General features: G+C 66.6%; 26 protein-coding genes. 14 read left to right on the plus strand and 12 right to left on the minus strand.

What is annotated here, in order from left to right; all coding sequences use genetic code 11:
• Positions 1 to 326 precede the first annotated feature (326 nt).
• Both ACQPYM_RS18785 and ACQPYM_RS18790 read left to right on the plus strand, forming a co-directional pair.
• A complete protein-coding gene (locus tag ACQPYM_RS18785; protein WP_433022358.1) occupies positions 327 to 533 on the plus strand; it encodes a hypothetical protein in 207 nt (68 codons plus the stop codon).
• 108 nt (positions 534 to 641) lie between these two features.
• Positions 642 to 1,058 (plus strand): hypothetical protein, encoded by a 417-nt coding sequence (locus tag ACQPYM_RS18790; RefSeq protein WP_433022360.1) that lies wholly within the window; start codon positions 642 to 644, stop codon positions 1,056 to 1,058.
• 150 nt (positions 1,059 to 1,208) lie between these two features.
• On the opposite strand, the gene ACQPYM_RS18795 is transcribed toward ACQPYM_RS18790, so the two are convergent.
• From ACQPYM_RS18795 to ACQPYM_RS18815, 5 genes are read right to left on the minus strand one after another with little or no spacing between them, the layout of a single operon-like run.
• Positions 1,209 to 1,454, minus strand: coding sequence for a hypothetical protein (locus ACQPYM_RS18795; RefSeq protein WP_433022362.1), 246 nt, complete (start codon positions 1,452 to 1,454; stop codon positions 1,209 to 1,211).
• Positions 1,447 to 1,665: a hypothetical protein gene (locus tag ACQPYM_RS18800; RefSeq protein WP_433022363.1), complete on the minus strand. Its 219-nt coding sequence runs from the start codon at positions 1,663 to 1,665 to the stop codon at positions 1,447 to 1,449. Before ACQPYM_RS18800 ends, ACQPYM_RS18795 begins: the two co-directional genes overlap by 8 nt.
• 48 nt (positions 1,666 to 1,713) lie before the next feature.
• Positions 1,714 to 2,571 carry a helix-turn-helix domain-containing protein gene (locus tag ACQPYM_RS18805; protein WP_433022365.1) on the minus strand — a complete coding sequence of 286 codons (858 nt, stop codon included), beginning with the start codon at positions 2,569 to 2,571 and terminating at the stop codon, positions 1,714 to 1,716.
• The gene (locus ACQPYM_RS18810; protein WP_433022367.1) at positions 2,552 to 3,070 is read right to left on the minus strand and encodes a DUF6879 family protein; all 519 of its coding nucleotides are present in this window, start codon (positions 3,068 to 3,070) and stop codon (positions 2,552 to 2,554) included. The genes ACQPYM_RS18805 and ACQPYM_RS18810 overlap by 20 nt, the downstream gene beginning before the upstream one ends.
• Positions 3,071 to 3,079: 9 nt before the next feature.
• Positions 3,080 to 3,280, minus strand: coding sequence for a hypothetical protein (locus ACQPYM_RS18815; protein ID WP_433022369.1), 201 nt, complete (start codon positions 3,278 to 3,280; stop codon positions 3,080 to 3,082).
• A gap of 674 nt (positions 3,281 to 3,954) precedes the next feature.
• Here ACQPYM_RS18815 and ACQPYM_RS18820 point away from each other — a divergent pair.
• Positions 3,955 to 4,350 (plus strand): SRPBCC family protein, encoded by a 396-nt coding sequence (locus ACQPYM_RS18820; RefSeq protein WP_433022371.1) that lies wholly within the window; start codon positions 3,955 to 3,957, stop codon positions 4,348 to 4,350.
• A 12-nt stretch (positions 4,351 to 4,362) separates the two neighbouring features.
• Here the strand turns inward: ACQPYM_RS18820 and ACQPYM_RS18825 are convergent, their stop codons facing one another.
• The gene (locus tag ACQPYM_RS18825) at positions 4,363 to 5,298 is read right to left on the minus strand and encodes a nitrilase-related carbon-nitrogen hydrolase (RefSeq protein ID WP_433022373.1); all 936 of its coding nucleotides are present in this window, start codon (positions 5,296 to 5,298) and stop codon (positions 4,363 to 4,365) included.
• Between the two features lie 102 nt (positions 5,299 to 5,400).
• Here ACQPYM_RS18825 and ACQPYM_RS18830 point away from each other — a divergent pair, with 102 nt between their 5' ends.
• The 3 genes from ACQPYM_RS18830 to ACQPYM_RS18840 all read left to right on the plus strand — a co-directional run bounded on the left by ACQPYM_RS18830 (position 5,401) and on the right by ACQPYM_RS18840 (position 7,994).
• Entirely contained in the window at positions 5,401 to 6,222 is an 822-nt protein-coding gene (locus tag ACQPYM_RS18830) for an amidohydrolase family protein (protein ID WP_433022375.1), read from the plus strand.
• A gap of 2 nt (positions 6,223 to 6,224) precedes the next feature.
• Entirely contained in the window at positions 6,225 to 6,584 is a 360-nt protein-coding gene (locus ACQPYM_RS18835; protein WP_433022377.1) for an MmcQ/YjbR family DNA-binding protein, read from the plus strand.
• A gap of 264 nt (positions 6,585 to 6,848) precedes the next feature.
• Complete coding sequence (locus ACQPYM_RS18840; protein ID WP_433022379.1) at positions 6,849 to 7,994, plus strand: TerC family protein; 1,146 nt, start codon at positions 6,849 to 6,851, stop codon at positions 7,992 to 7,994.
• Positions 7,995 to 8,122: 128 nt separating this feature from the next.
• Here ACQPYM_RS18840 and ACQPYM_RS18845 read toward each other — a convergent pair whose 3' ends face one another.
• Genes ACQPYM_RS18845 through ACQPYM_RS18855 form a run of 3 tightly spaced genes read right to left on the minus strand, consistent with a single transcriptional unit; the run spans position 8,123 to position 10,862 of the window.
• Positions 8,123 to 8,989 carry an NlpC/P60 family protein gene (locus tag ACQPYM_RS18845; protein WP_433022380.1) on the minus strand — a complete coding sequence of 289 codons (867 nt, stop codon included), beginning with the start codon at positions 8,987 to 8,989 and terminating at the stop codon, positions 8,123 to 8,125.
• Positions 8,986 to 10,053: a mandelate racemase/muconate lactonizing enzyme family protein gene (locus ACQPYM_RS18850; protein WP_433022382.1), complete on the minus strand. Its 1,068-nt coding sequence runs from the start codon at positions 10,051 to 10,053 to the stop codon at positions 8,986 to 8,988. The genes ACQPYM_RS18845 and ACQPYM_RS18850 overlap by 4 nt, the downstream gene beginning before the upstream one ends.
• Positions 10,050 to 10,862, minus strand: coding sequence for a serine hydrolase (locus ACQPYM_RS18855; protein ID WP_433022384.1), 813 nt, complete (start codon positions 10,860 to 10,862; stop codon positions 10,050 to 10,052). Before ACQPYM_RS18855 ends, ACQPYM_RS18850 begins: the two co-directional genes overlap by 4 nt.
• 62 nt (positions 10,863 to 10,924) lie before the next feature.
• Here ACQPYM_RS18855 and ACQPYM_RS18860 point away from each other — a divergent pair, with 62 nt between their 5' ends.
• The 3 genes from ACQPYM_RS18860 to ACQPYM_RS18870 are packed head-to-tail and all read left to right on the plus strand — an operon-like array spanning position 10,925 to position 13,492.
• A complete protein-coding gene (locus tag ACQPYM_RS18860; protein WP_433022386.1) occupies positions 10,925 to 11,875 on the plus strand; it encodes a cobalamin biosynthesis protein in 951 nt (316 codons plus the stop codon).
• Positions 11,799 to 12,545, plus strand: a complete 747-nt coding sequence (locus ACQPYM_RS18865) for a phosphoglycerate mutase family protein (RefSeq protein ID WP_433022388.1) — start codon at positions 11,799 to 11,801, stop codon at positions 12,543 to 12,545. Before ACQPYM_RS18860 ends, ACQPYM_RS18865 begins: the two co-directional genes overlap by 77 nt.
• On the plus strand, positions 12,536 to 13,492 hold the full coding sequence (locus tag ACQPYM_RS18870; protein ID WP_433022390.1) for a DUF3500 domain-containing protein: 957 nt from the start codon (positions 12,536 to 12,538) through the stop codon (positions 13,490 to 13,492). Before ACQPYM_RS18865 ends, ACQPYM_RS18870 begins: the two co-directional genes overlap by 10 nt.
• Positions 13,493 to 13,550: 58 nt before the next feature.
• Here ACQPYM_RS18870 and ACQPYM_RS18875 read toward each other — a convergent pair whose 3' ends face one another.
• On the minus strand, positions 13,551 to 14,297 hold the full coding sequence (locus tag ACQPYM_RS18875) for a class I SAM-dependent methyltransferase (RefSeq protein ID WP_433022391.1): 747 nt from the start codon (positions 14,295 to 14,297) through the stop codon (positions 13,551 to 13,553).
• A 125-nt stretch (positions 14,298 to 14,422) separates the two neighbouring features.
• Between ACQPYM_RS18875 and ACQPYM_RS18880 the strand changes: the two genes are divergently transcribed.
• The 4 genes from ACQPYM_RS18880 (at position 14,423) to ACQPYM_RS18895 (ending at position 17,370) form a co-directional block, all read left to right on the plus strand.
• Positions 14,423 to 15,043 (plus strand): dihydrofolate reductase family protein, encoded by a 621-nt coding sequence (locus ACQPYM_RS18880; RefSeq protein WP_433022393.1) that lies wholly within the window; start codon positions 14,423 to 14,425, stop codon positions 15,041 to 15,043.
• Positions 15,044 to 15,168: 125 nt separating this feature from the next.
• Complete coding sequence (locus tag ACQPYM_RS18885) at positions 15,169 to 15,501, plus strand: ArsR/SmtB family transcription factor (RefSeq protein ID WP_433022395.1); 333 nt, start codon at positions 15,169 to 15,171, stop codon at positions 15,499 to 15,501.
• On the plus strand, positions 15,498 to 16,307 hold the full coding sequence (locus tag ACQPYM_RS18890) for a VOC family protein (RefSeq protein ID WP_433022397.1): 810 nt from the start codon (positions 15,498 to 15,500) through the stop codon (positions 16,305 to 16,307). Before ACQPYM_RS18885 ends, ACQPYM_RS18890 begins: the two co-directional genes overlap by 4 nt.
• Before the next feature lie 61 nt (positions 16,308 to 16,368).
• Entirely contained in the window at positions 16,369 to 17,370 is a 1,002-nt protein-coding gene (locus ACQPYM_RS18895) for an EcsC family protein (protein ID WP_433022399.1), read from the plus strand.
• 324 nt (positions 17,371 to 17,694) lie between these two features.
• Here ACQPYM_RS18895 and ACQPYM_RS18900 read toward each other — a convergent pair whose 3' ends face one another.
• Complete coding sequence (locus ACQPYM_RS18900; RefSeq protein ID WP_433022401.1) at positions 17,695 to 17,979, minus strand: hypothetical protein; 285 nt, start codon at positions 17,977 to 17,979, stop codon at positions 17,695 to 17,697.
• 220 nt (positions 17,980 to 18,199) lie between these two features.
• The gene (locus ACQPYM_RS18905) at positions 18,200 to 19,681 is read right to left on the minus strand and encodes a DUF222 domain-containing protein (protein ID WP_433022403.1); all 1,482 of its coding nucleotides are present in this window, start codon (positions 19,679 to 19,681) and stop codon (positions 18,200 to 18,202) included.
• A gap of 561 nt (positions 19,682 to 20,242) precedes the next feature.
• Here ACQPYM_RS18905 and ACQPYM_RS18910 point away from each other — a divergent pair.
• The gene (locus ACQPYM_RS18910) at positions 20,243 to 20,464 is read left to right on the plus strand and encodes a hypothetical protein (RefSeq protein WP_433022405.1); all 222 of its coding nucleotides are present in this window, start codon (positions 20,243 to 20,245) and stop codon (positions 20,462 to 20,464) included.
• Positions 20,465 to 20,490 lie beyond the last annotated feature (26 nt).

Genomic DNA, 20,490 nt, shown 5'->3' on the forward strand with positions numbered 1-20,490 from the left:
CTTGCAACCGTCACGCACCCAACCGCGCGCGGCGTTCGCTGTCGTGCACCCGCGCTTTGCGGTGCACCTCGTCTCCAGTGCGGTTCAAGCGCAACCGCCCGCGGCGTTCGCTGTTGTGCATGCGCGCTTTGCGGTGCCGGCTCTGCGGCTCCCGCGAGGACCGCGGCAGCGGCCGGCGGCGCGGCAGGTAGTTCCGTACCGAACGAGTTTCGGCCGCTGCCCGGGCATCCGGATTTTCACTGCATTTTGCACCGCCTCCATGCCCCCGCAGCGGTTATACAGTTCAGACGACATTCGTCCTGAAACTTGGAAGAAGGAGAAGAGTCATGGCATGGGGAGATAAGAAGAAGGAAGCCCGCCGCGATGCCGTTGAGTCCGGTGGCACGCTGTCGGGTCGCCAGGCCAAGAAGGCCGCTCGCGAGCATGGAGCCGGCCGCTTGGGGGAGGACGGCAGGGTCCGCAACACCAAGGGGAAGGTCATTGGGGACTTCTCCAATCGGACCCGCAAGCAAGGAAACGAGCACGGCGTCTAGTCGCGGCATTATCTTGACCCACCGCTGCTGGAGTTCGGCGGTCTCACCGGCCAGGTAGCCACGGATTTCCACCCTTCCTCGCGCGGCGAAGTACAAAGACTCTTCCGCATGAGCGTCGTCCTCGGCCGGCTCGGGCCCGTCGGTGTCCAGCCGGGCCAAGACCTCACGTCCGAAGTCCAGCAGCCTGTCCTTGAGGCGATCGTTCGACTGTACGACGAGACCGGGAGCGCGATGCGGGCGGCGGCTGTCGGTGCAGCCGCTGGACTCTCGGACGATGATGATCTTCAACGCGCTCTCCGCGCTCTCGAGCACAACGACCCACCGTTCGTCACCAAGATGACGGGGTCGTTTGGTGGCGGAATCATTCTGATAGGCGCCCCGACCGGTCACGCTCGACGGGTGGTTGGTGCTTGGCCGACACCGGACGCGCTGGCAGATCGGATCATCGCCGCTCTCAACGACGCTGCGGACAATGAGCCGGATGAGGAAAAGAAGGGCAAGCTGCGACGCGGGCCGAGGCTGTAGCCGGTGTGGGCAAGGGGGTCCTCACGGACGTGATGGCATAGGTCATAACGATGAGCGACCTCCAGCCTGTCAGGTGGTCAGGCCGGCGCTCATTCGGTTGGTGGGCAGGGCGGGCGTGGATGCAGGGGTCGACACGCACGCCCCGCCGGTCTAGGTGTTACGCAGCCGGGCTCCGGTGACCATGCGCCACTCGCTCCGCCGATACCTGCGGGTGGACATCCGCGGGCTCAGCACGCCCTGCGATTCCAAATAGGCCTCGACGCTCCACGGAAGGACATACGCGAGCCAATTCGGGTCGTACCCGTCCTCGTCTACGCCGTTCCGGCGTCCCGTCGTCTCGTGCCGGATTAGCCAGCGGCGAAGCTGACGGGCCCGGACGTTGCGCGTTCTACTCATCGTCCAGCCACTCCGTGCCGACGGCATCACGGTGGTACGCGTTGTGCCAATTGCGGATGCAGGGGCGACCGGTCAATGGATTGATGCCATCGCAGGGGTCGTTGGCGTGCAGGATCGGCCATCCTCGCGCATCGCATTCGGGATGGCTCTCATTCTCGCCGGTTCCTGCCCACTCCACCCCAAGTTGATGGCTGGTACCCGTTGATGTCATGCCTGGAACGGTAGGGACGGTGGTCCGCATCCAGCTAGAGAGTTGCAATTAGTTGCTGTCGGCTAGTTCACTTTGCGCCTTGATGACGAGCGCGCGGGCGTCTTTCCCGTAGACCGCAGACTGGTGAAGTAGATCGAACATGCGCCCATAGAGCGCAATCTCCTGCGGCGCGGTGACTTCGATACTGGCGGTTGGGGTCTCGAGGCTCACCAGCCTGTCGTCGAACATCCAGAAGCTGACCTGCCCGATTGCCTCGCGTTGCCGCGTCGCGGGCACGATACCGATCGAGACGTTCGGAAGGCTCATCACCGACAGCAGCCGGTCTAGCTGCCCGGCGAGTGCGTCAGCTTCGCAGAACCGCGTCGTCAGTACCGAGTCTTCGAGAACAACGGCAAAGGTCTTGCTGTTGTCGTAGAGCACGTGCTGACGATCCATGCGTGCGGCAACAGCCTCGTCAACGTCACTCTTGATATCCAGAAAGCCCGACCAGAACTCCAGAATGGCGCGGGCGTAGCCGCTCGTCTGGAACAGTCCGGGCATGACGCGGTGCTCGTAGATTCGGAACCTACTGGTGCGCTGGTACAACGGCACCGGCTTCAGCATGAGTTGTTTCATGCCTGCGCGAGTCTGGCGCTTGTACTCCAGGTACGTCGATTCCACTGCGCGAGCCCGGGCGATGAGGTCCGTGCTGTGGCCCTCGGCAGAGCAGGCCGCGCACCACAAGCGAATGTCCTCGTTGGAGGGTACCTGTACTCCGTGTTCTAGCTTCGAGACACGCGTGAAATGCCAACCGGTCGCGGCGGCTAGCTCGCGACCGGTCAGCCCGGCATCTTTCCTTATTTCCCGAAGGCGCAACCCCAGTGCCTCGCGCGCCTTCCTCGCAGCATCAGGAGGGTTGATAGTCACGTTGCAGGATGGACAGCGCCCAGATCTTCTCGAAAGCCGTAGAGCACATCTCGATGACTGCTGGGTCGGTTGTGGTGGTGAATGCGGTGTTCAGGCCGGACCCGGCGTAGTGCAGGAACACTGCCCGTTCATCATCGAACAGGTAGAAGTCATTGCCGGGGATGCACAACTCCGAGACCACCCGTCGCGGCACCCACCGGATATCTTCACCGGCCTCGACAATCGGCGGGATGAGGTCGTAGGTCCAGCGTTGGTACTCGCTGAGGGGTTCGGAGACGATCTTCGCGCGCCTCGCAGTTCGGCCGGCTCGGACGTGATCGCGAATCTTCCCGCACCAAGCTTCCAGCCAGGCAAAGTCGTCCGGTTCGCCTCGTTTCCACTTGGCCATGTGCGGTATCTCGACCTCGGTGCCGTAGGCATCGCGAGTCTCAAGGTGCACCATGTGGGATTTGAAGCTGCCGGTGAGCTTGCTTAGGTCGGCTGCGGTGATCTCCTCCACGTCGTCGCCCTACGGGTTGGTGAAGAACGGAATCATCCGGTCAGGGATCTCGACCACAGCCTCGCCCTCCGGGGTGTTCAGGTGGGACAGCGCTTCCGGGTCAGTCACGACCCATCCCTGCACGACCCAGCTTCCCCGGTCGGTCTTGTAGAGCGTGGGGCTGTTCTCCGGGTAGGAGTTCGGGTCGCCCGCAACGAGAGTCAGTTTCATGATGATCCCCTGTCTTCATGGTTGCTTGAGCTTGCGATGCCAAGTCTGGGGTTCCGCGAAGTTGCCTGCATCGATGTTGCGAAAAGTTGCTAACCCGAGTCTTCCATGCCACCGTCGCCCACGTCTGCCTAGACACCACCCCACCTGGCGACCACAACTCAGGTCGTATCAGGCCGAACCAGACCGGTCCTAGCCGAACTCTCGAAGTCGGCTACCACCTGGTAGTCCCATATTTATCAGGGCAAACGCGAAGCGGTCTGGTCGGGTTCCAAACCCGAAGGGCTTGACCATGAAGCAACGACTTCTTCGGATCTCCGCATTGATCGCCACGGCTTTGATGGCTGCGGCCGTGCCGATAGGCACGCTGCAGGTCAGCACGGCCTCCTCACCGACAAGACCTTTTCGATCACCCGCCGGAGCGGTAATCACTGCCCGGTGGGAAGCCGCATCATCAGCTGACCCGAGCATCATCTTCAGCTCTCTGGCCCGCTGCCTGGCCGGCCGTTCGACCATTAGACGTTGAGGTCGCTGCCCGGCCGGCGGACGTAGTAGCAACCGGGCCGGTTGCATCGGGCGCAGGACCCGCCAGTCCATCACTCAGGTGTTGGCGGGTCCGGGGTGGTGGCTGATTTGTTCAAGACGGAGGTGGTGGTGGCTGGCTAGTGTCAGGGAGCATGAGGACTTCACGACATCTCAGCACGTATATCGATCGGCCCGTCAAAGACGTGTACTCGTACGCGTCCGACCCGGCCAATCTGCCCGCGTGGGCGCCCGGGTTGTGCAGTTCGATTGAGCAGGTCGGCGGGGATTGGGTTGCCGAGTCTCCGATGGGGAAGATCGTCGTTAAATTTGCCGAGGGCAACGAGTATGGTGTTCTCGACCATGATGTGACGCTGCCGTCGGGCGAAACCTTCTACAACCCGATGCGCGTCATTGCCGACGGTGAAGGCTGCGAGGTCGTCTTCACCCTCCGCCGGCGACCGGAGGTGACCGACGACGATTTCGCCCGCGACCTGAACGCAGTACAGGCCGATCTCCGTGCGCTCAAGAAAGTGATCGAAGACCTGTGACTGCAGGCCGGATCACATGGTTGGGCGCGGGATGACCGTGTGTTGGGGGGATTCGTTGACGGTGAGGGTGAAGATGTCGGGGCGCGCATAGTGGCCTACGGCATCGAAGTCGAGGAAGGAGCGGTCGCGATCGGCTAGGTCGATTTCGGCTAGCAGGACGGCCTCGCCGGCTCGGGCGGGGCCGGCGAGGATATCGCCTAGGGGCGAGATGATCGTGCTGCCGCCGTTGATCAGGACAGTGTCGGGGGAGTCGCCCTGGATGGGGTGGACGTCCGGCGGGAGGTCCGCGCGGGTGAGGTACTGGTTGGCGCTGATCACGAAACACCGGCCCTCGAGGGCGATGTGCCGCATCGTGGCCTGCCACTGGTCGCGTTCGTCGACGGTCGGTGCGCACCAGATGTCGATGCCCTTGGCATACATCGCCTGACGGAACAGCGGCAGGTAGTTCTCCCAGCAGATCGCGGCGCCGAGTACGCCGTACTCCGCGTGAACCGCGGGCATCGTCGATCCGTCGCCCTGGCCCCAGAGGTAGCGTTCCGCGGCGGTCGGCAGGAGTTTGCGGTGCTTGGCGACCAAGCCGGCGGCGGCGGTGAAGAACAGTGCCGTGCAGTACAGCGTGCCGCCGTCGCGCTCGATGACGCCAATGACGATGTCGATCCCGAGCTGACTGGCCAGTTCCGCCAGCCGCGCAGTCTCCACACCCGGTACTGCGATCGCCGCCTCCCGATAGCGGCGGAACAACTCGCGCCCCTCAGCAGACCGCGACCCCACCGTCACCCCGAAGTCGACGCCCTTCGGGTAGCCACCGAGGAACGCCTCCGGCAACACCGCCAACCGCGCCCCACCCGCGGCGGCTTCCCGGACAAGCCGCTCCGCCTTCGCCAGCGTCGCCGGAGTATCGAAAAGCACCGACCCAGCCTGCACAGCAGCAACCACGACAGACCCCATTCCCGGAGCCTACGCGAGCTGAAGCCGCGCGGCAGGAGCATGGCAACCAGCCGTCACCGGCAGCGGCAGGAGCATGGCCTCCCCATGTGATGAGCTGATGACATGGCTCGCTACACCGGACCAGTCATCGACACTCACGTACACCTGGAACTCGACGAGGGCATGCGGACACCCGGCATGCCGCCGCACGGCCCCGACCGGTACTACGAGGCTGCGGCCGGCCTCGATCTCCGAGCTGCCGCCGCGCTCGTGATGGCGCCGAAGGGCGACCTCGACCGAACCCGGACGATGAACGATCTCGCCCTGGACCTGTCCCGAACCGACTCGCGCTGGCTGCCGCTGTGCTCGGTGCACCCGTTCGACGAGAAGCTCGCGCTCGAGGAGATCGACCGGGTCGCCGAGGCCGGAGCGCGCGGGTTCAAGCTGCACCCCAACACGCAGAGCTTCGACCTCGGTGATCCGCGCGTCGCAAGGGTCGTCGAGCGGATCGCCGGTCACGGCCTGCCGGTCCTGTTCGACGGCTACTCGCCGTTCGACGCGAACCAGCCGGGCAAGTTCGTCCAGCTGAGCGTCGACCACCCGGACGCGCGGATCATCATCGCGCACGCGTACGGCCCGCGGTTCCTGGAGCTGATCGTCTTCGAGGCTCTCGGCCGCTTTCCGGGCTTCTGGACCCCCAATGTCTGGGTGGATCTGTCGTTCTCGGGCAACTTGTTCGCGGGTTCGCCGTACGCCGAGCAGTTCGCGTGGGCTGTGCGGCAAGTCGGTGTCGACAGGTTGCTGCTGGGCAGCGACTATCCCTTGGAGAGCCCGGTGGAGGCGCTCGGTGCGGTCGAGGAGCTCGGGTTCACCGACGACGAGGTGCGGATGATCGCCCACGACAACGCCGCGGCGCTGTTCGGACTGGACCCAGCGAAGGAGTAGCGATGGCGCGGCTGACCGGCGGCGACGTACTGGAGTACTGCCTGGCCAAACCGGGTACGTGGCAGGACGAGCCGTGGGAAGGCGATGTCGTCGCCAAGGTCGGCGACAAGATCTTCGCGTTCCTCGGATCCGGTGACGCCGTCGGCGTCAAGTGCGGGACCAACCGGGAGGAGGCCGACGAACTGGTCGACACCTATCCCGGCGATGTCACCAAGTCCGCGTACATCGGCCGGTCGGGCTGGAACACGGTCCGGCTCGGCGGCTCGGTGCCCGACGAGGAGATCCTGGAGCTCGTCGACACGTCGTACGAGCTGATCGTCGCGAAACTGCCGAAATCCCGGCGGCCGCCGGTCGCGGAGTGACTGCCTGACTACTCAGGTGAGATATTCCCGTCGCTCGACGTGATCATGGCGACAGCCTTGATAGGAGACGTCGATTTGGAAACTTGGACACCGACCAGCCAGAATAGGGACTGTTGAAGGGGAGTATTCCTTTCGCGGCGGTATCGTCATCACGGTCAGGAGTTCGTTCTCCGCGCCCGGTGCCGCCGGCCGGGCCGAACTGATCGAGCCAGGCGGAAGAGACCTTCGGAGTCCAATGGTCCGTCTGCGCTCCGGAGGTTTGCTGTGCACGTTGCCGACTATGTCTGGTACATCACCGTCGGGCTGCTCCTTGCCCTGCTGACCTTCGATGTCTTCGTCATCGGGCGCCGGCCACATGAGCCCAGCACCAAAGAATCCGCCCGCGCGATCGCGTTCTACGTCTCGCTGGCCATCCTCTTCGGGCTCGGCGTCTGGGTCTTCTCAGGCGGGCAGTACGCGGGTGAGTTCTTCGCCGGCTGGCTGACGGAGTACAGCCTCAGTGTCGACAACCTGTTCATCTTCCTGATCATCATGGCCAGGTTCCAGGTGCCCAGGAAATATCAGCAGACCGCCTTGCTGGTCGGCATCATCCTGGCGCTGTTCTTCCGCGGCATCTTCATCGCCGTCGGCGCGGCCGCGATCAACCAGTTCTCCTGGGTCTTCTACCTGTTCGGCGCGTTCCTGGTCTACACCGCGATCCACCTGGCCAAGCAGGGTGAGAACGACGACGAGGACTACAAGGAGAACGCCGTCATCCGGTTCGCCAAGCGGCGGCTGAACGCGACCGACGAGTACAACGGCGTGAAGCTGACCGTGGTGAAGAACGGCAAGCGCCTCGTCACCCCGATGGCCATCGTCATCATCGCGCTCGGTACGACGGACCTGCTGTTCGCGCTGGACTCGATCCCGGCGATCTACGGTCTGACCCAGGAGCCGTTCCTGGTCTTCACCGCCAACGTGTTCGCGCTGATGGGTCTGCGCCAGCTGTACTTCCTGCTCGGCGACCTGCTGCGGCGGCTCGTGTACCTGTCGCTCGGCCTGTCGGTCGTGCTCGCCTTCATCGGCGTGAAGCTGGTCTTCCACGCGATGCACGAGAACGAGCTGCCCTTCATCAACGGTGGCGAGCACATCAAGTGGGCGCCGGAGATCCCGATCTGGGTCTCGCTGGGCTTCATCATCGTGACGCTGGGCATCACCACGATCCTGAGCCTGCGCAAGTCGCGGAACATGCCGATTCACCACACCCCGGTCCCCGGCGACGACGACCGGCCGCAGGACACCGTCGGTACTACGGAAGCGCCCAGCACCAACGGGCAGCTACCCGGCACCAACGGCCAGCTGGACGAGGCCACCCGCGCCGAGCTCGACGGGCTCAAGGAGCCGGAGCAGTCCGACTCCAAGAAGGCCTAGCTCCGCGCAGACTCCGAACGTTGTTGGCGCCCGATCCCTCGAAGGGGTCGGGCGCCGTCGTTTTCAGCTCGGAGAACTTGCGGTGGTGTTCAAGCTCGGAGAAGTCGCCGCCGGTGTAGCTGCGAGAGCTACAGCCGGGCCGTGGCGACCAGAGTTTCGCGGCGTACGGGCAGCAAGGGCTCGTTTTCCAGCCGCTTGCCGGTCTCGGAGGCGTGCAGCATGCCTTCCGGCGAGACGAAGCCGACGTGGTGGACCTCCTTGCCCGGGCGGGCGAGGAAGTACAGGTCGCCGGGACGGGCCTCCTCGGTCGGGATGTGTTCCAGCGCCGCGCACTGGTCGTGAGCGTCGCGCGGCACGCGTTGACCGAGCACCCGGCTGACGGCGTGGATGAGACCCGAGCAGTCCAGCCCGTGGTTCGACGTACCGCCCCAGAGGTACTCGAGGCCCAGGAAGAGTGAACCGAGACGGATCCGGTCGGCCGGCACGGAGGGGGAGTCGACCGGGCGCAGTACGTCGTCCGCGAGCCAGCCCGATCCGCCGTCGGGAAGGGCGACGCGGGTGAACCCGTCGGCGTGGTCCACCGATGCCATGATCGTCGCGAACGACAGGTCGGCGAGGTGCCCTGAGCCCGGCTCGGCGAACAGTTCGGCGGTCGGGACGGTGATCGCGACGGGCGCGGTGGCGCTGTCCGGCAGTTCGCCGAGGTGACTCGACGGCACCCAGCCCGGGTAGCCGAGGTCATCGGCCGAGGACGGTTGCCACGGCGCGATGATCTCGGACCAGCCGTTGCGCTCGGAGCGCACGAGCACCGGCTCGGCGAACAGCAGTTGCGTCAGGGTGCGGCCGTGCAGGCCGAGGCGGGTCTCGATGTCCATCGACTTGGCCCAGGCGGCGACATCGGGTTCGGCAGCGACCGCGGGGGCGTCGATCTCCCGGGGGGCATCCGGTGAAGTCCATACGGTGCTGACCGGAACTTTGGAAGAAACTAACTTCATGAGGCCAAGCCTGTCACGCCCAGTCCAGCGCCGGTCGGCAGGTGGATCATCGAGCCCTCATACCGGACGCCGCCGACGACCGGCGACTGCTCCAGCCACCAGGCGGCGTCCAGGTCGTTGACCGCGGTCGTCGGGTACGCCGCCACGAGCGCGGCCGCCGCGCCGATGCCGACGTGACTCTCCATCATCGAGCCGACGATCGCGCCGAGCCCGTGCTCACGGGCGAGTTCCAGCAGGGTCCGGGCCGGTCCGAGGCCGCCGCACTTGGCCAGCTTCACGTTGATCAGGTCAGCCGCGCCGTGCCGGATCACCGCGACCAGGTCCCGTACGCCGTACACGGACTCGTCGGCCAGGATCGGCGTACTGACCCGGTCGGTGATCCAGGCCATCCCCTCGAGATCGGCCGCGACGACCGGTTGCTCGACCAGTTCGAGATCGCAGCCGGCGTCCTCCATCGCCCGGATCGCGTTCACCGCGTCGCGACGGCTCCAGCCCTGGTTCGCGTCGAGGCGCAGCTTGGGATCGGGGCCGATCGCCTCGCGCACCCGGCGTACCCGGTGCAAGTCGGATTTCGCGTCGCCCGTGCCGACCTTGACCTTCAGTACGTCGAACCCGTCCGCGATCCGTGCCTCGGCGGCCGCGGCCAACGACTCCGGGTCGCCCGCGGACAAGGTCACGTCGGTGCGGACCGTCTCGACCGTGGAGCCGAGGAAGCCGTGCAAGGTCTGCCCGCGACGGCGCGCCACGAGGTCGTGCAGTGCAACATCCATCGCCGCTTTGGCGCCGAAGTTGCCTTGCGCGGCGCCCTGGATCCGTCGCAAGGCCTCGGTGAAGTCGTCGGGTTCCAGGCCGTCCAGCGCTGTGGCGATGGGACCTTCGACACAGGCCTGCGCACCGGCGAGCGACTCGCCGGTCACCTTCCAGACCTGCGGGGCCTCACCCCAGCCGCTCAGCGAACCGTCGCTGAGCTCGACCAGCAGCGAGTCGGCGTGCGTCGCAGTACGCAATGCAGTGACGAAAGGAGTGTGCAGGCGCGCGGAGATCAGGTGGGTGGTGAGCTTCACCGGATCGCCTCCAAGTCGTGTCGGTGAGCCCAGGCCTCGGCGGCGATCTCGGCGATCAGCTTCTGCGCTTCGGGATCGGGCAGCTCGGACGTCGTACAGACGACGAGGACGAACGCTTCGGCGTCAGCGGGCCGGACAATGCCGCCGTCGTGCCGGATGCGGACGTCCCAGCCGTTCTTGTGCTCGACCCGGGTGCCGGCCGGAAGCAGCGCGGGGATCTCGCCGTTCCAGCTGTTGGCCGCCAGCAGATCGCGCACATAGTCGCCCTCGGCACTCTTGTCATTGCCGACAGCAACCAAGACACCGGCGAGGTCGGCCGGGCTCATCAGGTTGCTGATCCCGGCGGCCTGCGCGGCCGTGTCGTCGATGCCACGGCGGATCACGCTCGCACCGGAGCCGTACTCGGCCAGTACTGCGTTCGCCGCGTCGACGCCGGTCAGTTCCAGGACGAGGTCGGTGGCGAGGTTGCTGGAGTTGGTGATCATCTCGGTCGCCAGCCAGCCGAGCTCGACCTGCTCGCCCATCCGGGCCCAGGTCGCCGGCGCCTCGTCCTCAGCCGGGTTCACCCCGAACCGGCCGCCCGCCGCCGACGCGAAGTCGTTGTGCACGGTGACCGGCTGGTCGAGTGCGAGTTCGCCGGCCTCGACCTTGCGCATCATCGCGACCGCGACCGGCAGTTTCATCGTGCTCGCGGCATAGTGCGTGCGCTCCGCCTGGTGGCTGAACACCGCGATCCCGTCGAGCCGCCCCAGCCAGACACCGAACTCGCCGCGCCCCGCCACCCCGAGCAGTTGGTCTGCGATTCCCATGATCGTCACCCTTCCACACTGCGACCACCCTTGAACTTGCCGGGCCTGGCAGACTTCGCGAGGTGTCCAGAGCGTTAGGTGTTCTCCTCGGCTTTGCGGCTGATCGCTGGCTCGGCGACCCGCGTCGCTTCCACCCGGTGGCGGGTTTCGGCCAGGTCGCGGGCCGGCTCGAGACCAGGCTGTACTCCGATTCGCGCGCGGCCGGTACGGCGTACGCGGGGGTGCTGGTCGGGTCGGTCGTGGCGGCCGGAGTGGTTGCCGAGCGGCTGACGAGTGGCCGGCCGGTTGCGCGGACGGTGTTGACGGCGGCCGCGACGTGGGCCGTGCTCGGTGGGCGGAGTCTTGAGCGCGAGGCTGAGTTGATGGCGGCCCTTCTCGAGGTGACGGAGCTCGAGGCGAAGGACCTTGACGCGGCGCGAGGGCGGCTCAGCTACTTGTGCAGCCGGGATGCGACGGATCTGTCCGCGGATGAGCTGGCGCGGGCGACTGTCGAGTCCGTGGCGGAGAACACTTCGGACGCGACTGTCGCGCCGTTGGTGTGGGGCGGGTTGCTCGGGATCCCCGGGTTGGTCGGGTATCGAGCGGTGAACACGCTGGACGCGATGGTCGGCTACAAGTCCGCGCAGTACCGGAACTTCGGCTGGGCGTCGGCGCGGCTCGACGATCTGGCGAATCTGGGGCCGGCGCGGGCGTGCGCAGTACTGACTGGGCTGGTGTCAGGGCGGCCGGGGGAGTCGTGGCGGATCTGGCGTCGTGATGCGGGGCGGCATCCGAGCCCGAACGCGGGGCCGGTCGAGGCCTCGTTCGCGGGGGCGCTCGATCTGCGGTTGGGTGGGACGAACACCTACGGCGACGAGGTCGAGGATCGCGGGACGCTGGGCGACGGACTCCCGCCGGGGGTCGGCGACATCCGGCGTACTGCGTCGCTGGCCCGGCGTGTCTCCTACGCCGCGGCCGCGACCGCGGCAATCCTGGCGATGCGTCCACGACGGGGGGAGCGGCCATGGATCTGAGTCATCGGCCACTGCGGATCGCGCTGATCCGGCACGGGGAGTCAACGGCGAACCTGGACAAGCAGGTGTACGAGACGACGCCCGACATGCCGTCCCGCTTACCGCCTACGGGCATGAGCAGGCGGCCGAGGCCGGCAAGCAATTGCGCGAGCTGTTCGAGGGGGAGCCGGTGCGCGTCTACGTCTCGCCGTACCTGCGGGCCTTGCAGACACTCGACTCACTCGGGCTGGACGACCTGATCGGGCTCGCTCGGGAGGAGCCGCGGCTGCGCGAGCAGGACTGGGCGAACTTCCAGGACACCGAGGACATCGTCCGGCAGGAGGCGCTGCGGAACTCGTACGGGCATTTCTTCTACCGGTTCACGCACGGCGAGTCGGGCTCCGACGTCTACGACCGGGTGTCCAGCTTCCTCGAGACGATGCATCGCGACTTCGAGACGCCTGACTCGCCGCGGAACGTGCTGCTGGTGTCGCACGGGCTGACCATGCGGCTTTTCTGCATGCGGTGGTTCCACTGGTCGGTTAGGTTCTTTGAGACGCTGCGCAATCCGGGCAACGCCGAGACCCGGGTCCTGCTGCGGCAGCCCGACTACCGCTACAAGCTGGACCGTCCGTTCGAGCAGTGGACGGTCCACGAACCCACGGAACGGGAGCGATCGGCATGGTTGTAGAACAATCCCGCGATGCAGCTGTTGAGTTGCTGGCCGCGCTCAGCCCGGAGCTGCGCGCCAAGATCACGGCGCCCGTCGACACGCCTGACCACCAGACCTGGACCTACCTGCCCGGCGACCGCCCTGGCGTGACGCTGGGGGAGTTGTCCCTCGAACAGCGCCGGCTTGCCCTGCGGTTGCTCGAGATCGCGTTGAGCGAGCGCGGTCTGGCGGACGCGCGGGCGGTGATGTTCACCGAGGCGATCCGGCGATCGCTGCCTCAGTCCGAGCCGGGCTCAACGGTCGATCTCGGTTCCGAGCAGCGCTACTTCCTCCGGATCCTTGGCGATCCGTCCGGCTTCGACCCGTGGGCGTGGCGGATCAACGGGCATCACGTCGCCTTGCATGTCACGTTTGTGGCCGGTGCGGTCGGCTTCACACCGCAGTTCTTCGGCGCGGAGCCGGCGATGGTGCTGTCCGGGCCGCACAAAGGACTGCGGACGCTGGCTGCTGAGCAGGACCTGGGCTTCGAGTTCCTGAACTCGCTGGAGGCCGGGCAGCGCGAGCTCGCCATCGTCTCCGAGAAAGCACCGGACGACATCCTCACTCGCTTCGACCCGATCGCGGACCCGAAGGTGCTGCTGCGAGGCCTCCCGTACGGCGAACTGAACCCCGAGCAGCGACAGCTCTTCAGCCTGCTGATCGGCCAGTACATCGGCCGAGCCGCCGGCCCGATCGGCCTGCAGACGTGGCAGGACATCACCGAGCACGGGATCGAGCGCCTGACCTTCGCGTGGGCCGGCGCGACGGAGCCGGGCGGCGGACACTACTACTCGATCGCCGGCCCGACGTTTCTGGCGGAGTACGACAACACCCAAGACGACGCCAACCACATCCACTCAGTCTGGCGAGACCTCCGCAACGACTGGGGCCTCGACCTGCTGGCAGCCCACTACGCGGCCCACTAAAACCCCCGCGCTGCCTCCGCTGTGCTGGTCGGCGCAATCGCCGCCGCGGCACTGCTGGTCAGCTCGTTGCCGGTTTTCGCCAGACCGAGATGTGGCTGTCGCTGTCCGAGGTGAAAGGTGCGCGGTGCCAGTCGGCGTACCGGGCCTCGAACTCCAGGCCGGCCAGTTGGGCCATCAGGTCGCACTCGGCCGGCCAGATGTATCTGAAGTTTCCGGAGCCGTAGCGCGTTGTGCCGTCTGCCTCGTGGAAGTAGTGGTGTGAGGTGCACGCCTGCGTGGCCAGGTTGTAGGTGTCGAAGACCAGATGCCCGTTCTCACCCATGCTCATCGGTACTACGGACTGGCCCGGTGGCATCCGGCGGATGGCGGGCACCCAGAGTTCGATGACGAAGCGGCCGCCCGGCTTGAGGTGGCGGGCCGCGTTGCGGAAGCATTCGACCTGCTCGGCCTGGGTGCGCAGGTTCGAGATGGTGTTGAAAACCAAGTAGACCAAGTCGAACTCGCCAGGCACTCGAGTCGTTGCCATGTCGCCCATCACCACGGGCAGCGTTGTCTCGTCGACCTTCTGCCTCAGTTGTGCCGCCATCGGTTCGGACAGTTCGATCCCCGTGACGGCCACGCCGCGGGTCGCGAGTGGGATGGCGACGCGGCCGGTACCGACCGCGAACTCGAGTGCGGCACCTGACCCCGCCAGGTCTGCCAGGAAGTCGACAGTCGGGTCGAGTACCTCCGGTCCGAACATCTCGGCCGACGACGCGTCGTACCGGATCGCCGTGTCCTCGTCCCAAACCTCGCTGCTTGTCATGATGTGAAGCCTGCTGAACCCGCCGGGCACTGTCCACCGGATAAATCGTCGCTGGGCGATGTCAAAGTCGCTCGGGTGGTTCCGACGTGGGGGTGAAGGCAAACAAACTCTTTGGGAGACAAGCCATGGCGAAGGTACGGGTCCACAACTTCTCGATCACGGTCGACGGGTTCGCGACCGGCCTCAACCAGCGGCTGGACGCGCCGTTCGGGGACGGGATGGAGGGGCTGCACGACTGGATGTTCGCGGCGATGGAGGAGGGCGCGACCGGACTCGACAGCGCTCAGCTCAAGCGATGGGACCAGAACGTCGGCGCCACAATCATGGGCCGCAACATGTTCAGCCCGCACCGCGGCCCGTGGGAGGACGAGTCGTGGACGGGCTGGTGGGGACCCAACCCGCCGTACCACCACGACACCTTCGTCCGCACCCACCACCTGCGCCCGTCGATCCCGATGGAGGGCGGCACGACCTTCCACTTCACCGACGAGCCCGCCGAGAAGGTCCTCGAGCGCGCCTTCGCCGCGGCCGCTGGTCAGGATGTCGTCATCGCCGGCGGTGCGACCACGATCCAGGAGTACCTCCGCGCCGGCCTCATCGACGAACTGCACGTAGTCATCGTCCCGATCCTCGCCGGCGCCGGCATCCGCCTCTTCGACAACCTCGAGGACGCTCTCACGAAGTACCGCGTCGCCGAACAGACCAGCTCGCCCGCCGCCACCCACGTCCAACTAGTCCGCCGCTGACTCGTACGCCGCGCCGTACCTCTGGCTCCGGTACTTCGTCCTCGCCTGACGCCCGGCTGTCTTCCAACGTCGGACTTTAGGTTGAGGTGTTGTTAATAGTTAACGCGTAGTGTAACTATTGTCGCATGGCAGACGACGTGGATCGCTTCTTCGAAGTACTGGCTGATCCGACGCGGCGGCAGGTTGTCCGGCTGCTGGGGGAGGGACCACAGCGGGCCGGCCGGCTGGCCGCGGCGACCGGGACGTCGGCACCGGCGATGAGCCGGCATCTGCGGATCCTGCTGTCCGCCGACCTGATCACCGACGAGCGGGTTCCGGACGATGCCCGAGTGCGGATCTTCCGGCTGCGGCAGGAGCCGGTGGTCGCAGTACAGGCGTGGCTTGATCAGGTTCAGGCGCATTGGCAGGAGCAGTTGGGCGCCTTCAAGAAGCACATCGAGCGGGAGGAGACATCGTGACGAAGCAATCCGCGTCAGCATCCGTCGAGGTGGCCACCGATCCGGCGACGGCGTTCCGCGTCTTCACCGCCGAGATCGACCTGTGGTGGGTCCGCGGCCCGATCAACTTCTTCGACGCCGCCCGCGCGATCGGAATGGCGATCGAGCCCGGCGTCGGCGGCCGGATCCTCGAGATCTACCGGCACGGCGGCGAAGGCGTCGACGAGGACGTACTCGAGCTCGGCCGGATCACCCAGTGGGAACCAGGCGCGCTGCTCGCCTACCGCAGTTCGGTGGACGACACCGCGACGGAGATCCGCTTCGAACCGTTCGACGGTGGCACCCGGGTGAGCGTCGAGCAGTCCCTGGTACCGGGCGGCAAGAACGCGTTCTACTTCTGGGAGAGCGTCATCCCCTGGTTCGCCGACCGCGCCTCAGGCGTGCAGAAACCCCGCGAGATCGACCGCCTAGGCATCGCCCTGTACTACGAAGACCCCACCGCCGCGGCCACTTGGCTACAAACAGCCTTCGGCCTGGACTCCTCGTCGCAAATCCCCGCCGACACCAACCACCCCGCCTGGAACGAACTCCGCGTCGGTACCTCGATGGTCCTGCTCTTCGAACAGAAGGAGCGCCCCGCCGGCCCTCGTCCGATCGACCACGCCGTCTGGGTCTACGTCGACGACCTTGACGCGCACTACACCCGCAGTACGACGAACGGCGCAACCATCACCAAGGAAATCACCCACCACGGCTACCGCTCCTACACCGCCACCGACCCAGAAGGCCACCACTGGACCTTCCTCCAATCTGCCCCCACCAACTAGCAAATGTGGTGATTCCGCGCAGGGCGGCCGGAAGTCGGGAATCGGCACTAGTCTCGTCGCCGTGAGCCAACTCGACGGACTGCCGCCGGAGATGTTGGAGTACGAGCGCAAACGGTGGGAGGAACTGCAGGAACACTGGTTGAAGAAATCGCAGCCCAGCTCTCTGCTCCCGCCCAAGGCTCGCTCCGCGTTGAGTGCTGCCGGGAGTTCGGCGCGCGGGGCGGCAACGAAGGCCGGGCGAATGCTGACCGACATCACACCGCAACGCGTCAAGGACACCGCCGAGCTGGCTCTCGATGGTGCGCTTGTTCCAGTCGCGAAGGGCGCCGTCCATTTGCTGGAACTCGCCACCGAGTGGACGGCCGAACTCATGGACCCCGAGACCGTGCTGGCGCACCACAGGTCCAAAGGGCATGACGTGTCGACTTTGGCGGACCTGCAAACGCTCGACCTGAAGCATCTCGACGACATGACACGCCGGATGGCCCTCCGCTGGCGAACCATTGGCGCAGCCGAGGGCGGTGCCCTGGGTGCGTTGGCGCTCGTACCGGTGGCCGGAGGGGTCGCCGCGATCACCCTCGACGTGGTGGTCATGCAGGTTCTCAGCACGGCGATCGCCACTCGGGTGGCGTATGCCTACGGGTTCGACGCCATGGACCCGGATCAGCGTCAGTTCGTCGACCGGATGGTGCTGCGCGCGTACAAGGAACAGAGCACAAAGGCCGTCACCATGTACGAGGCGTCATCGGCCTTCAACGCGGGTCTCGGCCGCACAAAGTGGAGCCAGAAGCTTCGGGACGATCAGAAGCTCATGGCGGCCGTCGAAAAGCTGATGCAACAGTTCGCCCGTGGTCAGCGTGTCCCCGTGGAGAAGGTCACCAAGGCGATCCCGCTCATCTCGATGGTCGCCGGCGCGGGAACCAACGCCTACGTTCTCGGCGACGTGGCGAAGCAAGCGACCTACTTCGCGCAGACGAGCTTCCTCTCCGCCAAGTACGCCCTGCCGATGCCACCGAGTCTCCAACCGTCCTCCAGCACCCCGGAAGCCGAGGACGTCGACTAGCTCACGGCGGACTTCAGAAACCCGACCTGCGACGAGCCCACCAGCCAGCCGCCGATGACAAGAGCCAGATCAATCAGCGTTACAACCCGGAGCCCGGCCATTCCTCAGGAGTGAGCTGACCGGTGTCAAAGGTAAGAGCTCAGGCACCGACGATTCACCCGACTCTGCCATCGACACTGAGCTCTGGTCGACGGAACAGATCCCGTACTCGCCCGGAAACCGCACAAGGCACTTCCAGCCAACAGATCCGAACACGCCTCCCGTGACACGCCCTCCATGCCAGATGCACAGCCACCGCCACCGGTCGCTGTCACCGCCCACCCATCACCGCCCACCGCCGCCGGTCACTGTGACCGCCCGCCCATCACCGCCGCCGCCACCGGTCACTGTGACCGCCCGCCCATCACCGCCGCCGCCGCCGGTCACTGTGACCGCCCGCCCATCACCGCCGCCGCCACCGGTCACTGTGACCGCCCGCCCATCACCGCCGCCGCCACCGGTCACTGTGACCGCCCGCCCATCACCGCCGCCGCCACCGGTCACTGTCACCGCCCACCCGTCACCGTCACCGCCACCCGGCACCGCCGACCGCTCCCGTTGACCGCCCACTGCCCACCCACCACCTTCACCGCCTACCCATCACCGTCCCTGCCCACTGCCCATCGGTCACCTGTCACGTCACTGCGTCGACGGCGCCGCGTCCGGGCGCGGCTCTTGGCGCCCGGTCTGTGGTCGACGGGCGCTTGGGTGGTGCGTTTGCGCCGACAGGTTTTGCGAGGCGCGGGTGGTACCGCCAGCGGCTCCCGAGGCGCCGCAGGCGCGGGTGGTACTACGGACCGGCGGATGGCGTGCCGCTGTCGCCCCAGGGGTCGAGGAGTGCGGTGGCTTCTGGGGTGAGCCAGGACAGGTCTCCGGTACCGGCCTGCACCTTGGGGCGTGAGCCGGTCTTCGGGGTGAGGCTGGTGGTGGGGAGCCGGTTGGGGTGTTCGTGCTGCGGGTTGACGCTGACCGGCTGGCGAGAGGTCGGCGGGTAGTAGTGGGACAGGTCGGTCAGGTTGGCGAGATCCGCGGCGCTGGTGATGCCGGGGCTGGTCCAGGTGGGGCGGGTGACGTGGACGACGCCGCCGGTGATGGTGATGGCCCATTGGCCGGAGTGCACGGCGCGGTGGTGGCCGGCGCACAGCAGCACCAGATTGGCGATCGAGGTCGGGCCGCCGTCGATCCAGTGGATCAGGTGGTGGGCGTGGCACTGCCACGGCGGGGCCTTGCAGACCACGCAGCCCTTGTCCCGCCTCATCAGCGCGCGCCGGATCGGGCGGGTGACGAAGCGTTGTTCGGTGCCGACGTCCAAGGGCTGGGAGTCCGAGCCGAGGACGATGGGCAGGATGGCGGCGTCGCAGGCGAGGCGGCGTATGGCGGAGGCGGAGAGGTTGTCGCCATAGACGAGCTCGCCGACGGCGTGGGCGGTGGCGGTACGGAGGTCGTCGAAGTCGATGGTGATGGTGATGTGCGGCACGCCGGGTGAATTCGCGGTGCCGGGGTCGTTGTCGGTGCGGGGTGTGTTGGCCGCGGCCAGGTCCAGAATCAAGGTCAACGCGTCGGCCTGGCGCTTGTCGTGCGGACGCGGGTCCAGCTCACCGTCGACGGTGCGGTGAGGCTTGGACAACCGATTGATCTGGGTACGAAACTCCTCCGCGTTCTCCCCGGCCAGGTAGCCGCTGAACTTCACGCCGCCGTCGGCCCGGCGCAGCGTGAGCGACTCACGGGCGGCGGCGTCGTGTTCGGCGGGTTCGGGGCCGTCGGTGTCCAACCGGGCCAGCACCTCGCGGCCGAAACCCAGCAGCCCGTCCGGCGTGAGCAGCTGAGCGGCTTCGATCATCTGCTCCTCGGCCACCCGCAACAACTCGTCCGGCACCGACGCCGGGGCCTTCTCCAAGGTGGTGACGATGGCTGCGGCCTGGCCCGGGTTCAACACCAGGGCCGGGGCCGGGGCGTCGGGGGTGGTGGGTGTCGGGTCGGCGGGTGCTGCCGGGTCGGGCAGGGCGGCGGTGACGGCGGTGTAGCTGCGGAGCGCCTCGGCGGTCGTGAGGTCTTGCTTGATCTCGCGGCGGTTGCGGTGGTGACGCAGCGACAAGAACTCGATGGTGTCGCGGGCGCCGTGTTCGCTCGCGAGGCCGCGCTGGTCGAAGTCGGCGACCAACTGCAGGCGGTACGTGGTCAGAGTGGAGAGGGCAGCCTCGACCGCGTCGAGGGTGGACAGCAGGTCGCTGTCACCGAGCCTCGACGGTGGGAGTAGCTGCGTGGTCTCCATGCAGCAAACTCTAGACAATGCCTCCGACAGTTTCTGTGCTCATGCCGCCTTGTTTATAAGGAGAATCGGAGTTGGCAGGAACTGGCCAAGTTGTGCACAAGGAGGCCTCCGTCTGTGGGTAACCGGCTAATGTTGCTTATGGCAAGCATTCTCCGTCGCTATACCTAGGTGGTGCAGCGTCCACTCCAAGACGTACGCGGAGAGGTAGTCGTCCGCGGTCAGCACCGTCCTGCGTGCCCACCCGAGGAGCCGGATCGACCAGTTCAGCGGCTCGTCCCGCAGCCGCGCCGACGCCATCTAGGGGAACTTGAGCAACCCTGGATCCCGTACGCCGCCGCCAACCGGACGATCAACGTATCGGGCGGATTGTCACCCGTCGACGGCGGCGAACCCGCGTCAGGCCCACCAGGTCAGGCTCCAGTCGCCGGGGTCGCCGGGGTCGCCGGGTCGCCGCCGGGCGCAGCGCGAGGGCCGCCTGTTCCCAGAGATCCCGCAGCGCCATTGCATCCGCCAGACCGAGGCGCTGCTGACCCGCACGACCTTCGTCGCCGACTTGCGCCGGTGACACGGCTGGCACGTCAGCTCCAAGTTGGCCGGCTCATCGGATGGCCCATCGCGATGGTCGATCTCCTCGCCGGGCTCACCGCATCCGGCACCAAGCTCACCGCATCCAGCACCAAGCTCACCGCATCCGGCACCAAGCTCGCTCGATCCAGCACCGGGCTCGCCGGTCGTGCGGAGGACGCGATCGTCGGGCCGGCACCAGGGCGATCGCGGGGCTGACTCAATCCTCAGTGGAAAGCGAACAG

The organism is Kribbella sp. CA-294648, from assembly GCF_050943845.1.
Lineage (GTDB): Bacteria > Actinomycetota > Actinomycetes > Propionibacteriales > Kribbellaceae > Kribbella.

Excerpts from the sequence above, each read along its gene's own strand:
- ACQPYM_RS18875 (WP_433022391.1), bottom strand. The coding sequence starts at position 14,297 with ATGACAAGCAGCGAGGTTTGGGACGAGGACACGGCGATCCGGTACGAC.
- ACQPYM_RS18855 (WP_433022384.1), bottom strand. The coding sequence starts at position 10,862 with ATGGGAATCGCAGACCAACTGCTCGGGGTGGCGGGGCGCGGCGAGTTC.
- ACQPYM_RS18835 (WP_433022377.1), top strand. The coding sequence starts at position 6,225 with ATGGCGCGGCTGACCGGCGGCGACGTACTGGAGTACTGCCTGGCCAAA.
- ACQPYM_RS18790 (WP_433022360.1), top strand. The coding sequence starts at position 642 with ATGAGCGTCGTCCTCGGCCGGCTCGGGCCCGTCGGTGTCCAGCCGGGC.
- ACQPYM_RS18825 (WP_433022373.1), bottom strand. The coding sequence starts at position 5,298 with ATGGGGTCTGTCGTGGTTGCTGCTGTGCAGGCTGGGTCGGTGCTTTTC.
- ACQPYM_RS18830 (WP_433022375.1), top strand. The coding sequence starts at position 5,401 with ATGGCTCGCTACACCGGACCAGTCATCGACACTCACGTACACCTGGAA.
- ACQPYM_RS18870 (WP_433022390.1), top strand. The coding sequence starts at position 12,536 with ATGGTTGTAGAACAATCCCGCGATGCAGCTGTTGAGTTGCTGGCCGCG.
- ACQPYM_RS18905 (WP_433022403.1), bottom strand. The coding sequence starts at position 19,681 with ATGGAGACCACGCAGCTACTCCCACCGTCGAGGCTCGGTGACAGCGAC.
- ACQPYM_RS18800 (WP_433022363.1), bottom strand. The coding sequence starts at position 1,665 with ATGACATCAACGGGTACCAGCCATCAACTTGGGGTGGAGTGGGCAGGA.
- ACQPYM_RS18880 (WP_433022393.1), top strand. The coding sequence starts at position 14,423 with ATGGCGAAGGTACGGGTCCACAACTTCTCGATCACGGTCGACGGGTTC.
- ACQPYM_RS18795 (WP_433022362.1), bottom strand. The coding sequence starts at position 1,454 with ATGAGTAGAACGCGCAACGTCCGGGCCCGTCAGCTTCGCCGCTGGCTA.
- ACQPYM_RS18820 (WP_433022371.1), top strand. The coding sequence starts at position 3,955 with ATGAGGACTTCACGACATCTCAGCACGTATATCGATCGGCCCGTCAAA.
- ACQPYM_RS18815 (WP_433022369.1), bottom strand. The coding sequence starts at position 3,280 with ATGAAACTGACTCTCGTTGCGGGCGACCCGAACTCCTACCCGGAGAAC.
- ACQPYM_RS18845 (WP_433022380.1), bottom strand. The coding sequence starts at position 8,989 with ATGAAGTTAGTTTCTTCCAAAGTTCCGGTCAGCACCGTATGGACTTCA.
- ACQPYM_RS18885 (WP_433022395.1), top strand. The coding sequence starts at position 15,169 with ATGGCAGACGACGTGGATCGCTTCTTCGAAGTACTGGCTGATCCGACG.
- ACQPYM_RS18785 (WP_433022358.1), top strand. The coding sequence starts at position 327 with ATGGCATGGGGAGATAAGAAGAAGGAAGCCCGCCGCGATGCCGTTGAG.